At 36.7% G+C, this 16,288-nt stretch carries 19 protein-coding genes; 3 read left to right on the forward strand and 16 right to left on the reverse strand.

Annotation, left to right across the window (positions count from 1 at the left end; genetic code table 11):
- Positions 1-6: 6 nt before the first annotated feature.
- The 7 genes from ACFQ32_RS10060 to ACFQ32_RS10090 form a co-directional block, all read right to left on the reverse strand.
- Positions 7-270 carry a hypothetical protein gene (locus ACFQ32_RS10060; protein WP_046324173.1) on the reverse strand — a complete coding sequence of 88 codons (264 nt, stop codon included), beginning with the start codon at positions 268-270 and terminating at the stop codon, positions 7-9.
- A gap of 176 nt (positions 271-446) precedes the next feature.
- Entirely contained in the window at positions 447-1,265 is an 819-nt protein-coding gene (locus ACFQ32_RS10065; RefSeq protein ID WP_046324172.1) for an alpha/beta hydrolase, read from the reverse strand.
- Positions 1,252-2,022, reverse strand: a complete 771-nt coding sequence (locus tag ACFQ32_RS10070; protein WP_046324171.1) for a YibE/F family protein — start codon at positions 2,020-2,022, stop codon at positions 1,252-1,254. The genes ACFQ32_RS10065 and ACFQ32_RS10070 overlap by 14 nt, the downstream gene beginning before the upstream one ends.
- Positions 2,019-3,134: a YibE/F family protein gene (locus ACFQ32_RS10075; RefSeq protein ID WP_046324170.1), complete on the reverse strand. Its 1,116-nt coding sequence runs from the start codon at positions 3,132-3,134 to the stop codon at positions 2,019-2,021. The genes ACFQ32_RS10070 and ACFQ32_RS10075 overlap by 4 nt, the downstream gene beginning before the upstream one ends.
- A 132-nt stretch (positions 3,135-3,266) precedes the next feature.
- Positions 3,267-4,040 (reverse strand): transcriptional regulator, encoded by a 774-nt coding sequence (locus ACFQ32_RS10080; RefSeq protein ID WP_046324169.1) that lies wholly within the window; start codon positions 4,038-4,040, stop codon positions 3,267-3,269.
- A gap of 25 nt (positions 4,041-4,065) precedes the next feature.
- On the reverse strand, positions 4,066-5,151 hold the full coding sequence (locus ACFQ32_RS10085; RefSeq protein WP_046324168.1) for a D-alanine--D-alanine ligase family protein: 1,086 nt from the start codon (positions 5,149-5,151) through the stop codon (positions 4,066-4,068).
- Between the two features lie 167 nt (positions 5,152-5,318).
- Positions 5,319-6,341, reverse strand: coding sequence for a helveticin J family class III bacteriocin (locus ACFQ32_RS10090; RefSeq protein ID WP_046324167.1), 1,023 nt, complete (start codon positions 6,339-6,341; stop codon positions 5,319-5,321).
- Positions 6,342-6,466: 125 nt separating this feature from the next.
- Here ACFQ32_RS10090 and ACFQ32_RS10095 point away from each other — a divergent pair, with 125 nt between their 5' ends.
- Positions 6,467-7,471 (forward strand): CAP domain-containing protein, encoded by a 1,005-nt coding sequence (locus ACFQ32_RS10095; protein ID WP_052724612.1) that lies wholly within the window; start codon positions 6,467-6,469, stop codon positions 7,469-7,471.
- On the opposite strand, the gene ACFQ32_RS10100 is transcribed toward ACFQ32_RS10095, so the two are convergent.
- The 8 genes from ACFQ32_RS10100 to ACFQ32_RS10135 form a co-directional block, all read right to left on the reverse strand.
- The gene (locus tag ACFQ32_RS10100) at positions 7,460-7,744 is read right to left on the reverse strand and encodes a nucleotidyl transferase AbiEii/AbiGii toxin family protein (protein WP_143444001.1); all 285 of its coding nucleotides are present in this window, start codon (positions 7,742-7,744) and stop codon (positions 7,460-7,462) included. The two genes, ACFQ32_RS10095 and ACFQ32_RS10100, sit on opposite strands and share 12 nt — an antisense overlap.
- A 13-nt stretch (positions 7,745-7,757) precedes the next feature.
- Positions 7,758-8,348 carry a type IV toxin-antitoxin system AbiEi family antitoxin domain-containing protein gene (locus tag ACFQ32_RS10105; RefSeq protein WP_046324165.1) on the reverse strand — a complete coding sequence of 197 codons (591 nt, stop codon included), beginning with the start codon at positions 8,346-8,348 and terminating at the stop codon, positions 7,758-7,760.
- Between the two features lie 193 nt (positions 8,349-8,541).
- On the reverse strand, positions 8,542-9,015 hold the full coding sequence (locus tag ACFQ32_RS10110) for a nucleoside 2-deoxyribosyltransferase (RefSeq protein WP_046324164.1): 474 nt from the start codon (positions 9,013-9,015) through the stop codon (positions 8,542-8,544).
- Positions 9,016-9,064: 49 nt separating this feature from the next.
- Positions 9,065-9,895, reverse strand: a complete 831-nt coding sequence (locus tag ACFQ32_RS10115; RefSeq protein ID WP_046324163.1) for a hypothetical protein — start codon at positions 9,893-9,895, stop codon at positions 9,065-9,067.
- 11 nt (positions 9,896-9,906) lie between these two features.
- Positions 9,907-10,590: a TetR/AcrR family transcriptional regulator gene (locus ACFQ32_RS10120; RefSeq protein ID WP_046324162.1), complete on the reverse strand. Its 684-nt coding sequence runs from the start codon at positions 10,588-10,590 to the stop codon at positions 9,907-9,909.
- A gap of 140 nt (positions 10,591-10,730) precedes the next feature.
- Positions 10,731-11,711, reverse strand: coding sequence for a ribose-phosphate diphosphokinase (locus ACFQ32_RS10125; protein ID WP_046324161.1), 981 nt, complete (start codon positions 11,709-11,711; stop codon positions 10,731-10,733).
- Between the two features lie 153 nt (positions 11,712-11,864).
- On the reverse strand, positions 11,865-12,521 hold the full coding sequence (locus ACFQ32_RS10130; protein WP_046324160.1) for an alpha/beta fold hydrolase: 657 nt from the start codon (positions 12,519-12,521) through the stop codon (positions 11,865-11,867).
- Entirely contained in the window at positions 12,518-13,363 is an 846-nt protein-coding gene (locus ACFQ32_RS10135) for a glycosyltransferase family A protein (protein WP_046324159.1), read from the reverse strand. The genes ACFQ32_RS10130 and ACFQ32_RS10135 overlap by 4 nt, the downstream gene beginning before the upstream one ends.
- 138 nt (positions 13,364-13,501) lie before the next feature.
- Between ACFQ32_RS10135 and ACFQ32_RS10140 the strand changes: the two genes are divergently transcribed.
- Positions 13,502-14,467, forward strand: a complete 966-nt coding sequence (locus ACFQ32_RS10140; RefSeq protein WP_046324158.1) for a DUF1002 domain-containing protein — start codon at positions 13,502-13,504, stop codon at positions 14,465-14,467.
- Positions 14,468-14,471: 4 nt separating this feature from the next.
- Here the strand turns inward: ACFQ32_RS10140 and ACFQ32_RS10145 are convergent, their stop codons facing one another.
- Positions 14,472-15,275, reverse strand: a complete 804-nt coding sequence (locus ACFQ32_RS10145) for a ribonuclease H family protein (protein ID WP_046324157.1) — start codon at positions 15,273-15,275, stop codon at positions 14,472-14,474.
- 69 nt (positions 15,276-15,344) lie between these two features.
- On the opposite strand from ACFQ32_RS10145, the gene ACFQ32_RS10150 reads away from it, so the two are divergent.
- Complete coding sequence (locus tag ACFQ32_RS10150) at positions 15,345-16,277, forward strand: alpha/beta hydrolase (RefSeq protein WP_046324156.1); 933 nt, start codon at positions 15,345-15,347, stop codon at positions 16,275-16,277.
- Positions 16,278-16,288: the final 11 nt, after the last annotated feature.

The following is a 16,288-nucleotide window of genomic DNA, read 5'->3' on the forward strand; positions in this document are numbered from 1 at the left end:
ATCATCTTATGCTCTGTGCCTTAATAAATGAACTTTTGCGGGTTCACCTTTTAACCAAGTAGCAAAGAATGCATAGCCGAAGACCATTAAAGCAACTACAGCCGCCAAAATAATCATATTATTATTGTCCAGCGAAATTGCTTGTTCTTCTTCTAGCAGATTCTTTGACTCATTAACTTGATTGCATAATCCAAAGAATAACATGATTAGACTGCTTAGAGTTAGTAAGCCATTAACTGCCGTTAAAATTTTTATCTTCGTTAGCTTCAAAAAATCATGTCCTTTCTTTCGATTTAAATACCGGTATTATATACCCTCTGGAAATAAATGCAAGGCCTTTGCTTAAAATAATTTAAATTTTTTATTTCTAATATGAGTATTATTATAATTTTATAATTAAAACTTCTAAATCCGAACAAAAAGAAGTACAGCATCTGTACTCCCTTTTATTGCCATTCACTTGTTAACCATTCCTGTGCCAGTTCAAACCAATGGGCAGCGTGCGGATTCTCTTGCCATTCTCTGCCTTTAACTACCATATCTTTTCGTGCTAAAGAAAAGCCGTGACCACCACGATTGAAAATATGAACTTCACACGGCACTTTCTTTTCATGTAATGCTGCTGCATACTCAAACGTATTGGTGACAAGAACTACGGGGTCATCCCAGGCATGGAAAATAAAGGTTGCTGGCGTATTAGTAGTTACACCTAAAGAGCTATCCTTGATAAATTCATCTTGCGGAACTTTATCCTGCTCATCTGCCGGAATGTCAAAACCAATTTTGGTCAGGTTAATTAAAGGATAACCCAAAATAGTTTTATTAGGCAAAACTTCTTCACTGTTAAAGCCAAACTCTTTCTGATACTTTGAAGAATTAGCCATGCTGTTGGCAAAACTAGTTACGTGACCACCAGCGGAAAAGCCAATCGTGACTATTTTGTTGGGATCAATCTGATATTCTTGCGCATGATCGCGAAAGTACTTAACAGTAGTTAAGACATCAAGCCCGGCATCAGGATAAATGTCACCTTCGTCTTGCACGAGGTTATATTCCATAACCACACTGTTAAAACCACGGTTATTAAAAGCCAGCGCTACAGGTTCACTTTCTCTTTGGGACAAATGATCGAAACTGCCTCCGGGTACTACAATTGCCAGGGAGTGTTTAGGTGTTACCAGCTCGCCAATTGACCCCAAAGTGTATGTGTGCACGTTGAACTTGCGCTGGTTAAAATTAGTTAATGTTAAATCATTTACTTTCATTTTTCTCCCCCACTTTTACCATGTTTTTTGCTAAAAAGGTTGTTGCTAATGGTACTGTTAATAATACACCAATTAAAGAATACATTATAATTAAAGCTTCATTAACAAACATTTTTTCATTTAGTACTTCGCCTAAAGTGTAATTCAAACGAATGTACCATAAAAATAATGAAAGGAAGCTGCCAAACATTCCAAATAAAATAGTATTCATTGCTGTTCCCAGGACGTCATTACCGATTTTGGCTCCACTAGCTTTCAGATCTTCATATGAAATTGCTGGATTATGCTTTTTGATTTCAAGCAAACCGGAGCTCATTGATACAGCAGCTTCAGCCACAGCGCCAAGTGTGGAAAAGATAGCAACTGCTACTGCAATTAAGGGATAACTTAAGCCCGGCATTTGCGACAAGCCAACCAAAATTTCACCAGCTTCTGGTCCAAGTCCGGCAGCTTGCGCCAGCCATTCAAAACCCAGAATGATCAAGCTGGCTGCTAAACAAACAACTAGAGAAGAATAAAATGAATTTTTAGCAACCTGATAATCATGCGTGCCTAAGAAAATAATAGTTACCAATTTTAAAGGAACAAAAATCAAAATTAGCAGTGGAATACTAATACCCCATGAAATCAAGATGGCTACTAAGATTAATAATAAAGTGTTGATCAAAACGCTAAAGAAGCTGCGAATGCCAGTTTCTCCACCTACAATCGTCATTAGGATTGCCAATACGATTAGCAAGGCAGTTAATGTACTCATTCTTCAGTCCCCGCTTTCCGCTTTTTTTCTTCTAAAAACAGCAGGCTGCAGCCAGTGGCAAAGACAACTGTTAAAACTATACCAATCGCTGAGATAATACTCTGCGTGACACCAAGTGAAAGAGTAAAACCAAAGGTGGAACGCAAACTGTTATTATCGCGCAAATAGATAATTGTCATGGGCAATTCTTCAGACATAAAGATTAATACCAAAACATTAATCAGAGGCCCCATGATTTCCTGACCCATAGTACGTCCACTTTTAATTAATTGCTGGGCAGTTAAATCAGCTTTAGTCTGAACTAATTCATAAAGACTGGAAATAATATCAGTGGCTTCATCCATTACAGCCCCTAAAATACCTAATAAGGTTTGTGCTAAAAAGATGCCACGAGGATCTTGGGTGGCGTAATCTCCCGTTTCGTATTTGATCTCCGATTCACCAGTCAGGCGCATAATCAAGTAGCACAATGCAAAAGAAACAAAAGTACCTAGAATCGTCGCCAACCACGTTGCCAGCATTTTACGGTTAAAGCCTTGAACAACCAATAAACTAAAGAATGAAAAAACAATATCAGCCAAGCCGAACAGTAAAACAATATAAGAACCGTTAAGTTTGATATCCAGCATGATAACAATATAAAAAATTATCCAGCTGAGTATCATTGATGCAATTAAGTTAAATGACTTTTTACCAGCAACTGCGACCATCAGCGTTGACATTACAGTCAATGCTAAAACCAAAACCCAGTCTCGTTTGGGATCCTGAATAACTGGTTCACCATGTTTAACATTGACCAACACTCTCTGACCCGCGCGAAATTTCTGCGTAACCAATTGCGAGGGGTAATACATATTAGTAGTTTTATAAGTTTGGCCCTTAAACTTGCCTGACAAGACTTTTAAATGAAGAACCTGCTTTCTGATTTCATCTTTATTACCATAGACATCCGTACTTTTTTCTTCTAAAGTATCCTTAATTTTAGTATCGGTGATTACAGCTACATCATTTTTAGAATAAATATCCGTCGCAAAATAGGTACAAGCTGTTAGAATCAAGCCTATAGCTGCAGTTAATACCGCAAATAAGTAGCGCTTCTTAATTTTTTTCAACCAAATCATTCCAATCGATTTATACTTACCTACTGTAACTTAAAAGCAGCCATTAAACATAAATTTTAAGCTAAGTTTGCAAAATTTAAATATATAAAAACGGCTTTTAACTAAAAGTCGTTTCTTCTATACCTACATATCGAGAAACCGTTGCCACCAATGGGTCTTTTCCGGCTCAACCTGCATGTCTGCTAATGTCCGGTGAGTATTGGCACTGGCACCTTTTTCGGCATTTTCTTTAGCTTTAGCCAAAATTTCCTCATGCATTTGCTCGCTGGACTTTTCTTCGTCTTGTGCCACCTGAGCACGCTTTTCAGCCGCAGTTAGTGGCTTAGTATCAGGCATTTCGTCAACATCAGTTATATCATCATTAGTCACGATTCCTGAAATATCAGGCAAAACGCTAAAATCATCTTCTGAACTAGTAGTTTTAGAAGCAGGCGTTTCCAATTCTTTTTGCTTTTCCAATAACTGTTTATTCTGCTTTTCGATATGATCCAATTGTTTTTGCAGATTACTCAGTGCCGTATTCTGCTGGCCAATTGTTTGTTGTAAGGCATTCAGTAGTTTCACCATCTGAGAAGTAGACATTACTTCCTGCTTTTTGTCATCTTCGGTTTTTTCAGGCTTATCTTTTTTAGCAGTAACCGCAAAAACCTGTTGAGCAGCTTCCTGTAAGGTTAAACCGTTATCCTGGGCCAATTTGTGAAAATCTTCCAGGTCCTGTACATCCTGCTTGCTATATAAACGTGCATTTTGCTTTGTTCTGGCATAATAATCAGGCTTACCAGTAACTTTTTCTACAATTAAAGAATATTTACGTAATGTAGCAACACTAATGTGCAGGTGCTTAGCCGTTGCCGAAGGCGCGGTTAATTCTTCAAAATTATGCTTATCTTCACTCATCAGATATACTCCCTAGCACAATTAATTAACCAATTTTATGTAACAGGTTTTTCTTATGGTCAAAACGCTCTTGCGCTTTTCCAATTAAACGGGTAATTAGCTCAGAATACGAAATACCTACTTCTTCAAACAGCTTAGGATACATACTAATATTAGTGAAACCGGGCAGCGCATTAACTTCTGTCAAAATAACTTTATTATCACTGGCACGTAATGTCGAATCAACTCGAGCCAAGCCACTGCATTCTGTAACTTGATATACTTTTAAAGCATTTGCTCTAACTTTATCTACAATTTCTTGAGGTAATTTTGCCGGAATTTGCAAAGTAGTAGTGGAATCAGCATCATACTTATTTTCATAACTGTAAAAAGTTCCAGCCGCATTGATAATTTGGCCCACACCTGAAACAATTGGCTTGTCATTACCTAAAACAGCAGTTTCAACTTCTGTACCGTGAATGGTTTCTTCAATTAAGACCTTATCATCATATCTAAAAGCGTCAGCCAAAGCATCAGCAAATTCTTCTTTATTGGTAACATGATGAACGCCAACTGAAGAGCCTTGGTTTGACGGCTTGACAAATAGATCAGGACCTAGTTTCTCGCTGACTTTATCATAGTCGCGTTTGGCATTAGCATCATCTTCATATTCAAAGCGTTTAATCGCAATCCAGTCAGCAACAGGGACGCCAACACGTTGTGCTAAAATTTTGGTAAATTCCTTGTCCATGGTTACAGCAGAAGCTAACACATCATCGCCAACAAAAGGCTTATTCAAGATTCTGAACAGTCCTTGCAGACAACCGTCCTCACCTAAATTACCATGCACAATTGGAAAGAAAACATCAATTTCCGGTAAATTCTGCAGTTGAATTAAGTTTGAAATATTGGCTACTTCATGTGGATTCTCAATAGTGTATTTAGGATCTTTTAAAACTTTAAATGAATCCTCTTCGCTTGCTAAATAGCCATCATTGGTTATCCAAATTGGGTGAACATCAAACTTATTTTGGTCAATCGCATTATAAATATTGTGGCCTGACATGATTGAGACTTCATATTCAGATGAATTTCCACCAAAAATTAAACCAACTTGTGTTTTCTTAGTCATTATTTTTACCTCTTAGCATTATTTCTTAACTTTTTATTATACGGCAAGAAAAACCCGAAGAATTGTAATTTAGACAATTTTTTAGGATTATTTTTATTATAAGCAAAAAGCCTTGTATAAGACAAAATCATAAACAAAAAATTTATACTATATTAAAAAATACCGTTTTATTCCCAGGTTATTTCATAAAGCTTATTTACTTTTGTGGGATGCTTGCCAGGATTAACCGGATCAAACGACTGATGATAGGCTACAGTCAAATAGATATCATTACTGGCAATCAGTTGTATGCCTTCTAGCTCAGTATAATAACCGGCTAGCTCTAATTCATTTTTCTGAGACAAATCAATTAGTTCCCAATGTGACGGATTGACTGCATTCCAGGGAATTTTAACAATTTTGCGGTTTTGGCCCAGTCTGTCGTCTGCAAACTGACTGGAAATATAGATATCCCGATTATTATCAATAGCAAATCCCTGCAGCGACCCTACTAATCCCATGCGACCAGACAAATCTGGTATTTTAAAGGCAGCTAAGCATCTTATTGTAGTAATATCAACATGCTTGGTTAACGTTGCTGCTTGATCAAGAGCATTATTAATATCGTTTAAATAATAAAGTGCAAAATAGCCGGTAAAGTCATTATCCCCATAAGCTATTAAAAAGTAATTTAAATTAGGAGAAACAGCAACTTCCACACGTGCGAATTGATCTCCACTGCAACTGATACCAAAATCAGCTCCTGCATAATTTAAATTGGACAGTCGCGGTCGCATTTTGGTATTTGCAGTAACTTTAAAATATCGTGGAATTGCAATACGTGCAATTTGTTTAGACCAGCTAGACCAACCTGGATTCAAATCATTTGGCTTGGTGCCAATAAACCACTGCCCCTTTCTTCCGGCATACTCCAAAGTTTGTGTATGACCAGCAGCCGTTCCAGTTAGATGTAAAACTGGTAACTGCTTATTAAAAGAAACATTACTGTTATTTTGACCACGATAAACAAAAGTATCTCCTGCTACATGTTGTAAAACATAATCGTAGCCATTATTAATAGTAGTTTTCTGAACTACTACTTGCCGCAAGTCCTTGTCTACCGGGCCGGTTACCCCATCCCAATCATCTAAGTTACTATTTAAAGTAATACTAATATTTTTTGCCAGTTGCATATTTGCATTATTAATCAAAATACTTTTCCCTCATAAAAGTCCTGTGCAACAAATTATTAAATATCACTATCTTTTTTCAATCTGAATAATACTTAATTTAATTTTGCCTTATAATTTATATTAAAGAAAGGAGAGCTCTTTAAATGATTAAAAAAATTTATACTGCCCTCTTGTGCTTACTTTTCATTTTTCCATTTAGTAACACTAAAGTTTATGCGGCAGAATTCACTCCTGACGAAATAAATAAGATAGCCCATTTACAACAGGAATATGCACAGCTTGATACTACCACTTTTAATTTTAATAATCTTTATTTGAGCAAGCCCCAGTTTAAAAACAGATTTAAACAAGGAGCACTCGTTCCTGCTTACCTTAATAGTCAATTAGCCTACACCAACTATTATAGACAGCTATTTGGCTTGACTCCTGTTAGAGAAAACTTTCAGGATAATATTGCTGCACAAAAAACTGCAGCTGTGCTGGCCGCACTTAATGCCAACCCTCGGATTAACCAACACAGCCTGCCTTTTGAGAAGCGTCCGAAAGTAATTAACAAAAACGTTTGGCAGTTAGCGCGCAATATTTCAAGCAAAGCTAACCTTAATTTCAATACTAGTGATCAAACAGCTGGTGATGTTATTACTGATCTGCTAACCGACCAATATAACTTAACCGGCGCTGACACTGGTCACCGAGCATGGCTATTGTCAACACGCTTAACTTCAACTGGAGCAGGCGCTGCGTACGGTAAGAATGGCTACCGCTATTCTGTTCAAAAAGTTTTTAATCCTGATGATGTTTTTCGTGCTCCCAGCCAAGAAATGGTAACTTATCCCAGCAGCGGCGTTTTTCCAATCGAGCTTTTGCAAGGTCAAAATATTGCCTGGTCTGTCTATCTTTCAGATCAAAGCTTTAAAGGCAATCCAATAATTACCATTACTGATAAGGATACTGCCCAAACTTATCAGGCTAAAAATGTCCATAATTACAGTAAGAGTGGCTATGGCAATTTTGAAACTATTATCACTTATTATCCTGGATCAATCCCGCTGGTTGTTGGACATGAATATGAAGTAAAAATAACGGGCTTGACCAGTTATACCTTTAAGCTGTTTCAACTTAAAAATCATTCTGAATCAATTCAATAATAAAAAATTTCGGCAAATGATGTATCCTATTATGTCATTTAATGTAATTTGCCATAAATAATTTCCCTTATTTACTTTTTCAAAAATTTCATTAAAACTTTTCCTTGAATTAGCAGTATTTTCTAAAGCAATTCTAGTGATAAGTAAGTTCAGCTTTAGTTTTTTATAATCAGTTCGCTTTCTAAGCTTGTTTAACATATATATGTCATAAAAGTCTTTCATTCGAGTATTAGCAGTACTGCGACTAAATACTGTTTCTAGTTTTTGGGCAATAAAAGTTTCATTTTTATAGCAATATTTCTAGGTATTCTTGAACTTTTTTAACAGTTTTGAATTTTCTTGCAAAGTACAGCAATTTGGCAATATTTTTATTCGGCTGTTTTAAATACTGCTTATAAGCTTTATTTATTATTTCAGGATCAATGTGATTCTGTGGTCGTAATATTTCAGCCATAGTTCGATCAATAGAATAAACCCTAACATTATTTCCACTAGGAGTTTTTACTATTTCTATACCCAAATTATACATTTGAAGTACTTGTTGATGGGGCACAATTTGTTCTTTTAGCTGCGAATTTTTATATCCTCTCGGAAAGGTAAGATCAATTTTATCTGGAACACGATCACTCAAACCATATAAATAAAGTGCAGACCTCAACGATATTATTCCCTTCTTGAGCCTAAGCTGAATAATATAAAAAGCATCTTCCAAATGGTTTGGACTACCATATATTCCTTTATCAATCAAAATTAACGTATTGTTATTAAGATAGCTCTTAATTTGTTGTCCTGAAAAGTTTTTCTTTGTGAGTTGTTTTCTAGACAGCACATAGTTATTTTGTTTCAACAAATTTTCCAATTCAGATTTTCTAGTCATTTTAGTCACATTCTCTTATCTATATTATACCCCATTATATAAAATGTCGGGGTATAATATAGATAAAATTAAATAAATAAAAACCATATTTCGAAACTTAAGCGAAATATGGTTCTTATTAAAACGAATTAATATCTATTTTCAGAGAGTTATTTGCATCTTTAAGTAGATATTTTTTGAACTGAGTAAAACTCTAAAGGTAGCGTGCAACAGCAGCTAACAAATCTTTTTCATTATTAACTATAGTTCCATTAAGCTTAATCAAACCCGTGGTGTACAAGTTAACATAATGAAACTGATTTTCAGCAATCTGAGTTAGAGCGTGCAGTTTTTCCTGGTTAGTAGCACCCTGTTGGCGTGTATCAGTGTATAAGCCAATTATGGGAATCTCTTTTGCATAAGCCACACCTATTTCACTAGCGACACCATTATCAATGCTAAGTCCATCAAGCACCGCAATCATCAAATCACTATTAACTAGCTTCTCGGTATCTGCCTGAGCGATCATTTTAGAATCGGCATACGCTTGTTTATCATTAATTGACGCGTTTTCTTGGGGCAAATATAAATCAATGGCATCATCTATTTGCCGAATTTTTGCCGCTAATTGCGCGTTATAGTTGATTTCTGCTTGTGAAAACAAAGCATTTGCAAAATAAATTTTCATATGAGCTTCCTTTGGTAAAAATGACCAATTGCTTTTTAAGCCAAGCTACTTAATTGTTTGGCGAGCTAATTTCCCATGGAATCGCACTCAGGATATAAAGAACAACTCCGATAATTACAAAATCTAGGAAAATACTGCTGCTTATTTCTAATACATAACCTAGTACAGCTAAGCTTTCAACGTTAAAAATTACGGGTATAACTGCCAATACGCCCGCAATTAATATTAACCAAAATCCGGCCCACATACCAGATGCGGTAACTTCGTGGGTCAGCATTTTTAAATTCAAAAATAACTTCATATCACTTATTAATGACCTTAAACTAATAATAGCCATTATCAGTATGATTACATTAACGATTAACAAGATAAAAGCGACATTGCCCCCAAGTGTAATAGTATTCAAATTAAAAGCATCTATTACGTCATATGGGGCATTATTTTCCTGTTCTTTTAGTTTTTCTTGTACTAATTGGGCATCACTAGATACGCCTTGATCAACGTTTAAATCAATGTCATGCAAAATTTGCTTGGCTAATTTCATATTACTGAATTTAAACCATGGCGTACCCAACGTATAGTCAATAATATGGTCGGCAATTGGCTGTGTTTGTTTCGTAGTCAACAAATTAGCGTTGCCATTTTTATTAGCACCAATTATTTCTGCTAAAGCATCAAAGTGCTTGTTGATCTGCCTGACAACTACAGCCTCATTACTATTGCTTCTAATTTGCCCTTTCATGAAAAAGGGATTTAGGAAAGTAGCGGTAATCATGGTTAGCGACACAATCAGAAAGATAATAAAGGACAGAACTTTTTTATAATCCTCGTTCTGCTCTCTATTTATTCTGTGCAAACCATCTCGCGCGCCATTTGCCATATTTTTCCTTTCTAACAGACAATCTCCTTGTCTTCATCAAACATTGTATCTATAGCATGATGAATGGTTTCATCATCGGTAGATTCGATAATCTCATGACCTTCTTTGAGCGCTTTATCAATAGTAGATTTTGAACAATGTAAGAAACTATACATAAATGATTTTGTACCATAATCTGCTATTTCTTCAGGAGAAACGTCATATTCTTTATTATCATAATAAAGACGACTAATGCCTGTTACAACAAAAGCAATTCCCAGCCGTACTTCTTTTGCATCAAAGTCCACGTGGTTAAATAGCTGTTTCTCCTTTAACCAGTCATTAATGGTCTTACTCCAAAAATCTAACGATTCGTTACTCTTAAACACTTCTGTAATAATGCGCTTAAGACCTTCATCTTTGATTCCCAGCATTTCAATTGCATAAATAAAGGCTTTAGTACGCGCACAAACTTCGTCTTCCTTATTAACGCCGAATTTTTGCACCTGCTTATCTAATGTATTAAGAATATTGCGCACTACATCAGTAATCAAGCTTGATTTATGTGGATAATACGATTGCAGTAAGGATTTGGAAATTCCCGACTTTTCTGCAATCATTTGAAATGAAACATTATCCAATCCATTTTCTCTAATTAAGTGAAATGTATTACTTAAAATTGTACGTCTTCTTTTATAATTTTTACGTCGTGCCATAATGTCTTCTCAACTCCTATACATTTTGCCTTAATTATACCAATGATATAGAATAAATAAACAAAAAAGGCACCGGTATATTATATGTTTATAATTTAGACTAAAAAACAAATCTTATCAGCAAGCCATTTAATATGTCTTTACTTTAAATCACTTTCACTTAACAAATGCATTGAGCGATCATTATATACATAATTAATTCCTCGCGCCAAAAGCAAATCAACAGAAATACGGACCATTCTGTCCGGATAATGGCTGTGCTTAATTGTATCAGTTACTACAATTTGTTCAATTGGTAATTCATTCAAAACTTCAAGCGCGTTCTGTGAGAGCAGTGCGTGTGTGGCAGCAACATAAACCTTCTTGGCGCCAGCTGCTAAAACAGACTTGGTTGAAGAAGAAATGCGTGATCCGGTATCAATTAAATCATCAACAATAATGCACTTCTTGTCTTTAACATCACCGATCATATCATGTACATCCGCATCATAACGGGCACGACGCTGATCCACAATTGCGATAGGAGCATCAAAGCACTGGCCAAAGTTACGGGCAAGTTTAGCACCAGAGTGATCCGGTGAAACAACTACAATGTCATCTTCTTCTTTAGTAGCAATACCATTATCAATAAAATATTGCGCTAATAACGGCATAGCATGCAAATGATCAACCGGAACATTATAAAAGCCTTGAATTTGTGAAGCGTGCAAATCAAGTGCAATTAAATGATCCATACCAGTAATTTGTAATAAATTAGCTATGAGTTTAGCAGTAATTGGTTCCCGTGAACGAGTTTTGGTATCTGAGCGTGAATAAGCCAGATATGGTACTACTACATTAACCCTATGCGCTGAAGCACGATGCAATGCATCTAAAACAATTTCTAATTCCATAAAGTTTTCATTTACAGGATCTTGAATTGACTGAATGACAAAAACATCACACCCCCTGACACTTTCGCCAATATTAACTTGGATTTCGCCATCGCTAAAATGCTGCACAGCAGTTTCGATTAACGGCTTTTTCAATATTTGCGCAATTTTTTCATTTAAAGCGGGATTTCCGCCGAGCCCAATTAGCTTCATTGGGTGCATTAACTGAAGAAGTTCTTCCTTGTTCATAGCTACCTCGTTTTTTAAAAAATACAATCTTTGCAAGTCTATTATAACCAAAAAAGTCATCAGTGCCTAGAAAAGTAATAATTCAAACAAAAAGCCGAAGATACTTTCGGCTTCTACTATACGAATTTACTCTTATTTCTAGAATTCAATGACCTATTGGAAAAAGTCTTCCATTAAGTTTAGTAATTTGAAACTCCTTACGGCGTAACTTTCATGTTTTTGCCTGGGCATGACCAAAAGCTGTCCTTGAGGAATAATCTGGCTATACCAGCGAACATGCTCTACTTTAACCCAGTCTTTTTCACCTACTACACAATAGGTAGGTATTTTAATTGCCTTTAAGCTGTCAACCGACATAAAGCTCTCTGATAATTCTACTTTACTGTCCCGGTTCATGCGTAAAAAACGCAGAAAACCTTCAGTCAGATAGTGGTAGGACCTGATGCCATTACCGTTAACAAAAACGCCCGCTATCATCAGCTTTTTAAAGATATCTTGGTCTTGACTAGCCAGCATCATTGCCACCAAGCCGCCTGCATCAAAGCCAAAGCAATAGCAGCCTCTGATATGAACCTGCTTAATAAAAGCCGCAAGGTCTTCAACTTCAGTCTGGTAGTGTTCTGCTGCTTCTCCCTGACTCAGACCATGACCCCTCATATCCAGCACATAAACCGTATAATAAAGAGACAAAGGAGCCACTATCTGATCAAACATGCCACCATCTAAATGGTGTCCGTGCAATAAAAGAAGGGGCGCGCCCTTACCTAATTTACTGTAATAAAGTTCATTACCATTTACTTTTTCTCTCATCTTTGGTCTCTCTCACTAGCCTCAATCAACTTCTGATTAGAACCATTTTCCTTCTTATGTTCATGCCACAAGCTACGGATGATAATTTTAGCAATAATGTAATTCGCTTTAAAATTATCAGGAATCATTTTTGAATTAAAGTGATGAACCATGCTGTCTTTCCGTTGCCAGTAATGATATAGAGGCTTGCTATCACAATAGAAGCCTTCTGTTAAAGCTAAGTATTGGACATTAAATATTTGATCTTCCATAAAGGCCAAGTTTTTCTTGAAACTAAGATGATTCTGGCGTATAACCGCCAATTTGTAGCCCTTGTTCCAAGTATAACCTTTAACAGGAGTAGCCAAGCAATGATTATCACATAAAGAGCCAAATGGATTACTGATTAACTGGTACGTTCTAGCCTTACTCTTCATCCCCCGTACAACTTTTTTAGTGACAGGAACCGAGCCCGGCTTATTTTCGTAATCAAGCCAAAAGCCACAGGAAACCATTGCAGCATCGGGATGATCATGAAAGGCATTTACAAAAAAAGCTGTATAACCAGAATCTACCCAGTCATCACCATCATGAAAAGTAAAATATGGTGTATCAACGTTTGCAATGCCAACATTACGCGCATCAGACAGGCCACCATTATGCTTATTTATTATTTTAAAGTAACGGAATCGTTCACGATAGCTCTCAGCTATTTTTCTAGTATTATCCGTTGAACCATCATTGACAATTAACAACTTAAAATTCGGATCATCTTGCTGTGCCAAATGATCAAGTGCTCGAGTCAAGTATCTTTCAACATTGTAAACTGGCATGATGACAGTTAATTCAGGTTGCGCAGTCATAGCTTCCTCCTTCACTTTTGTTATTATACCATCTTAAATATTAAAAATAACGTAAAGTAAGTAGTACATAACTATAATTTAAACTTTTGCGTTTATCATTTAGTATAATTAAGGACAGTTAAAAGGAGCTAATTACATATGAAAAAAGCAAAAACTATTTTAGCTATTATTACAATGTTATTTTTTAGTACCATTTTATGTGGCACTATTAAGCAAACAGTTAAAGCGGATTATTTGCCCGTAGTTTGCCTGGGAACGTCTTTGACTGAAACGCAAAAAAACGGCACGTTAAAAACTCTCAGCGAACCTCTAAAGGGCGCTAGCTATCAAACTATTACCATCACGGGTGCCGACTTAGTCAAATACCTTAACCCATCTGGTGCTAACTTTACTACTAATTCTGGTGTCTGGTCTAGTGCGATGATTGAAAAGACTGCTTCTGGTAACGGTATTAACGTCCACATCCTTGACTATCAAGGGCGCAACAATATTACCACAATCACATCCGATCAATATAAAAATGCCGCCTTAACTGCCGGTATTTCTGACGCTAATATTTACGTTACTAGTGCCGTTCCTATTGATGGCTCCGGTGCTTTAGCCGGTGTCTACGCCGCTTACAGCAAAACTGGGGAAAACTTAAACCAAAGCCAAGTTAATGCAGCTCAAGATGAAATAAACACATTGAGTAAAATTACTAAAGAAAATAAAGATAAAGACGGCTATAGTGATGCGCAACTAAACAATGCTGTTGCAGGTGCAAAGCAGGAAATGGGCAAAATCGGTAACAATATTTCAAACAGTCAAATTCACGACATCGTTAACAACCAAATTAACATCAATCATCTTGGCGATGTCATTAACAACAATCAGAAACAACAAATAATCAACATCTTAATTGAAGTGCGTGATTCTGGTGCTTTAAAAAATCATAAATTTAGGGATCAAGCCGATGCTTTATCAAAAAACATTAAACAGAATGCAAAAGACATTTTCGATAAAATAAATACCCCGGAAAACCGCAATTGGTTGGAACAAATTTGGCACAGCATCACTTCATTTTTCAGTCACCTGTTTGGCGGTTTAATAGTCACTACATTTTAACTAATTACATTTGGTCCATAAATTTATTTAATGTATGGTCAACAAATTCATTACCGCGATTATTGGCGTGGCCTTTAGTCCATTCGAATTTAGTTTGAGAAAATTCACCCAAGAGCTGATCCAACTCCTGCCAGCATTCAAGGTTCGCAATTGGACCCTTAGAGCTTTTGGTCCAGCCACGCTTTTTCCAACCTTTAAGCCAGCCTTTAGTAATGGGATTTAGCACGTATTGAGAATCGAGTACAAACAGTAGTGGCTCGTGGTTAAAGTTTAACTCAAGCAATTTCTTGAGAGCTTCAATCAAAGCAGTTAATTCCATTTTATTGTTAGTCGCACCAAACTCACCGTTTGAATTATAAACAGACTTTTGTTGGCCCTCTTCTTGCCATTCAATTAGATAGGCCCATGCAGCTTTATCCGTTGCACGCACATGGCCGCCTTTAAAGTTACCGGTATTGCGGGTACCGCCATCCGTATAGATTGTGGCAAAAAAGCTGGACGGATGCGCTTTAGTTGCCTTGTTTAATGCTCTATTCTTTTGGGGAGAAGTTGCCGCAGCAGAAGGCTTCTCCTTGATTTTACGGCTTTCTCTTTGAATCTTGGCAATTGCCTCTTTTAAAGAATCCTCGTCTTTTTGAAAGACCTGTTGAACCGTTTCGTGATCCCAATCCAAATATTCTGTAGCATCCGTTATCTTGCTAAAAGATTTAAACTCAGCACCAGAATAGCCATCAACCTGTTTTCGGGCTTCATCCCAAGTGCGATAAACGCCTGGCTTGCGGCCCTTTTTTACTGCATAAAATTTCATATGTTCTCCTTTCACTAATTTGTCTAGTCAATGCTAAAATAGATGTAGTTCTATTTTTAAGGTGGTATTATGTTCTTCAATACTAAAAAATACAAGGAAGAAGTGGAAAAAAACCACAAACGTGATCTTGCACAAGAGCCCAGCAGGCTCAGTATGCTTTTTCTCGCTGCTTTGGCAACTTTTGCACCAACTCGTATTTTTTTGCGTTTACATAAAAAAAGAATTGAAGATAACGCCACCATTGAACCAAAAAAAGGTGACTTTGAACAAGTACCGATAATTTATTTTCATGGCTTTCGTGGCGGCGACTATACCACCAAGGTAATGGTCCAGCAGGCTCTGATAGATAAAGGAACTTCGAAGTATCTCAAAGTAACTACTGACTTACTGGGTAACTTCAAGCTCGAAGGTACCTGGACAGGTGATCGAAATCCCATTGTACAAGTTGTTTTTCGCCAGCGCCTCGTTGGCGTTTATGCGATTGATTACTACTTGCGTTTTACATTACCATTCTTAGCTCAAAGGTACCATTTTTCTCACTATTCGGCAATTGCACACTCTCTTGCCTGTCCCTGCATCGTACGCACAGAGATGCGCAAATCCCGTAAAAAGCAGTTCCCTCACTTGGTCAAATGTGCTTTTATCGCTGGTCCCTTTGACGGGGTAGTTTACTTAGGAGATATTCCCAACGTTAATGCCTTTAACCAAAAGGGTCGTCCAGCTGTAGTTAACTTGCACTACCTGTATCTTTTGCTCAGACGCAAACGATTTAATCCCAATATTTCAGTGCTAAACATTTATGGCAATGTTTTAGACAACACCAACAGCGATAAATTTATTTCCGTGACTTCTGCTAAAAGCATCCGCTACGTTTTAGCACCTTATGCCAAATCTTATCATGAAGTTGAGATTCGCGGTAAAAAGTACGCAGAACACAGTTGGATGCATGATAATCCCTTTGTTATCGACATTATTGATAAATTTATTGGTCTTAAAAAGTAATTTGATTTTTG

Source organism: Lactobacillus melliventris, from assembly GCF_042679465.1.
In the GTDB taxonomy this organism is placed as follows: domain Bacteria; phylum Bacillota; class Bacilli; order Lactobacillales; family Lactobacillaceae; genus Lactobacillus; species Lactobacillus melliventris.

What these genes read in the sequence shown, in the direction of transcription:
- ACFQ32_RS10085 (WP_046324168.1), bottom strand. Translation starts at nt 5,151, where the DNA reads ATGACTAAGAAAACACAAGTTGGTTTAATTTTTGGTGGAAATTCATCT.
- ACFQ32_RS10120 (WP_046324162.1), bottom strand. Translation starts at nt 10,590, where the DNA reads ATGGCACGACGTAAAAATTATAAAAGAAGACGTACAATTTTAAGTAAT.
- ACFQ32_RS10150 (WP_046324156.1), top strand. Translation starts at nt 15,345, where the DNA reads ATGTTCTTCAATACTAAAAAATACAAGGAAGAAGTGGAAAAAAACCAC.
- ACFQ32_RS10080 (WP_046324169.1), bottom strand. Translation starts at nt 4,040, where the DNA reads ATGAGTGAAGATAAGCATAATTTTGAAGAATTAACCGCGCCTTCGGCA.
- ACFQ32_RS10130 (WP_046324160.1), bottom strand. Translation starts at nt 12,521, where the DNA reads ATGAGAGAAAAAGTAAATGGTAATGAACTTTATTACAGTAAATTAGGT.
- ACFQ32_RS10110 (WP_046324164.1), bottom strand. Translation starts at nt 9,015, where the DNA reads ATGAAAATTTATTTTGCAAATGCTTTGTTTTCACAAGCAGAAATCAAC.
- ACFQ32_RS10105 (WP_046324165.1), bottom strand. Translation starts at nt 8,348, where the DNA reads ATGACTAGAAAATCTGAATTGGAAAATTTGTTGAAACAAAATAACTAT.
- ACFQ32_RS10095 (WP_052724612.1), top strand. Translation starts at nt 6,467, where the DNA reads ATGATTAAAAAAATTTATACTGCCCTCTTGTGCTTACTTTTCATTTTT.
- ACFQ32_RS10145 (WP_046324157.1), bottom strand. Translation starts at nt 15,275, where the DNA reads ATGAAATTTTATGCAGTAAAAAAGGGCCGCAAGCCAGGCGTTTATCGC.
- ACFQ32_RS10125 (WP_046324161.1), bottom strand. Translation starts at nt 11,711, where the DNA reads ATGAACAAGGAAGAACTTCTTCAGTTAATGCACCCAATGAAGCTAATT.
- ACFQ32_RS10070 (WP_046324171.1), bottom strand. Translation starts at nt 2,022, where the DNA reads ATGAGTACATTAACTGCCTTGCTAATCGTATTGGCAATCCTAATGACG.
- ACFQ32_RS10065 (WP_046324172.1), bottom strand. Translation starts at nt 1,265, where the DNA reads ATGAAAGTAAATGATTTAACATTAACTAATTTTAACCAGCGCAAGTTC.
- ACFQ32_RS10115 (WP_046324163.1), bottom strand. Translation starts at nt 9,895, where the DNA reads ATGGCAAATGGCGCGCGAGATGGTTTGCACAGAATAAATAGAGAGCAG.
- ACFQ32_RS10140 (WP_046324158.1), top strand. Translation starts at nt 13,502, where the DNA reads ATGAAAAAAGCAAAAACTATTTTAGCTATTATTACAATGTTATTTTTT.
- ACFQ32_RS10135 (WP_046324159.1), bottom strand. Translation starts at nt 13,363, where the DNA reads ATGACTGCGCAACCTGAATTAACTGTCATCATGCCAGTTTACAATGTT.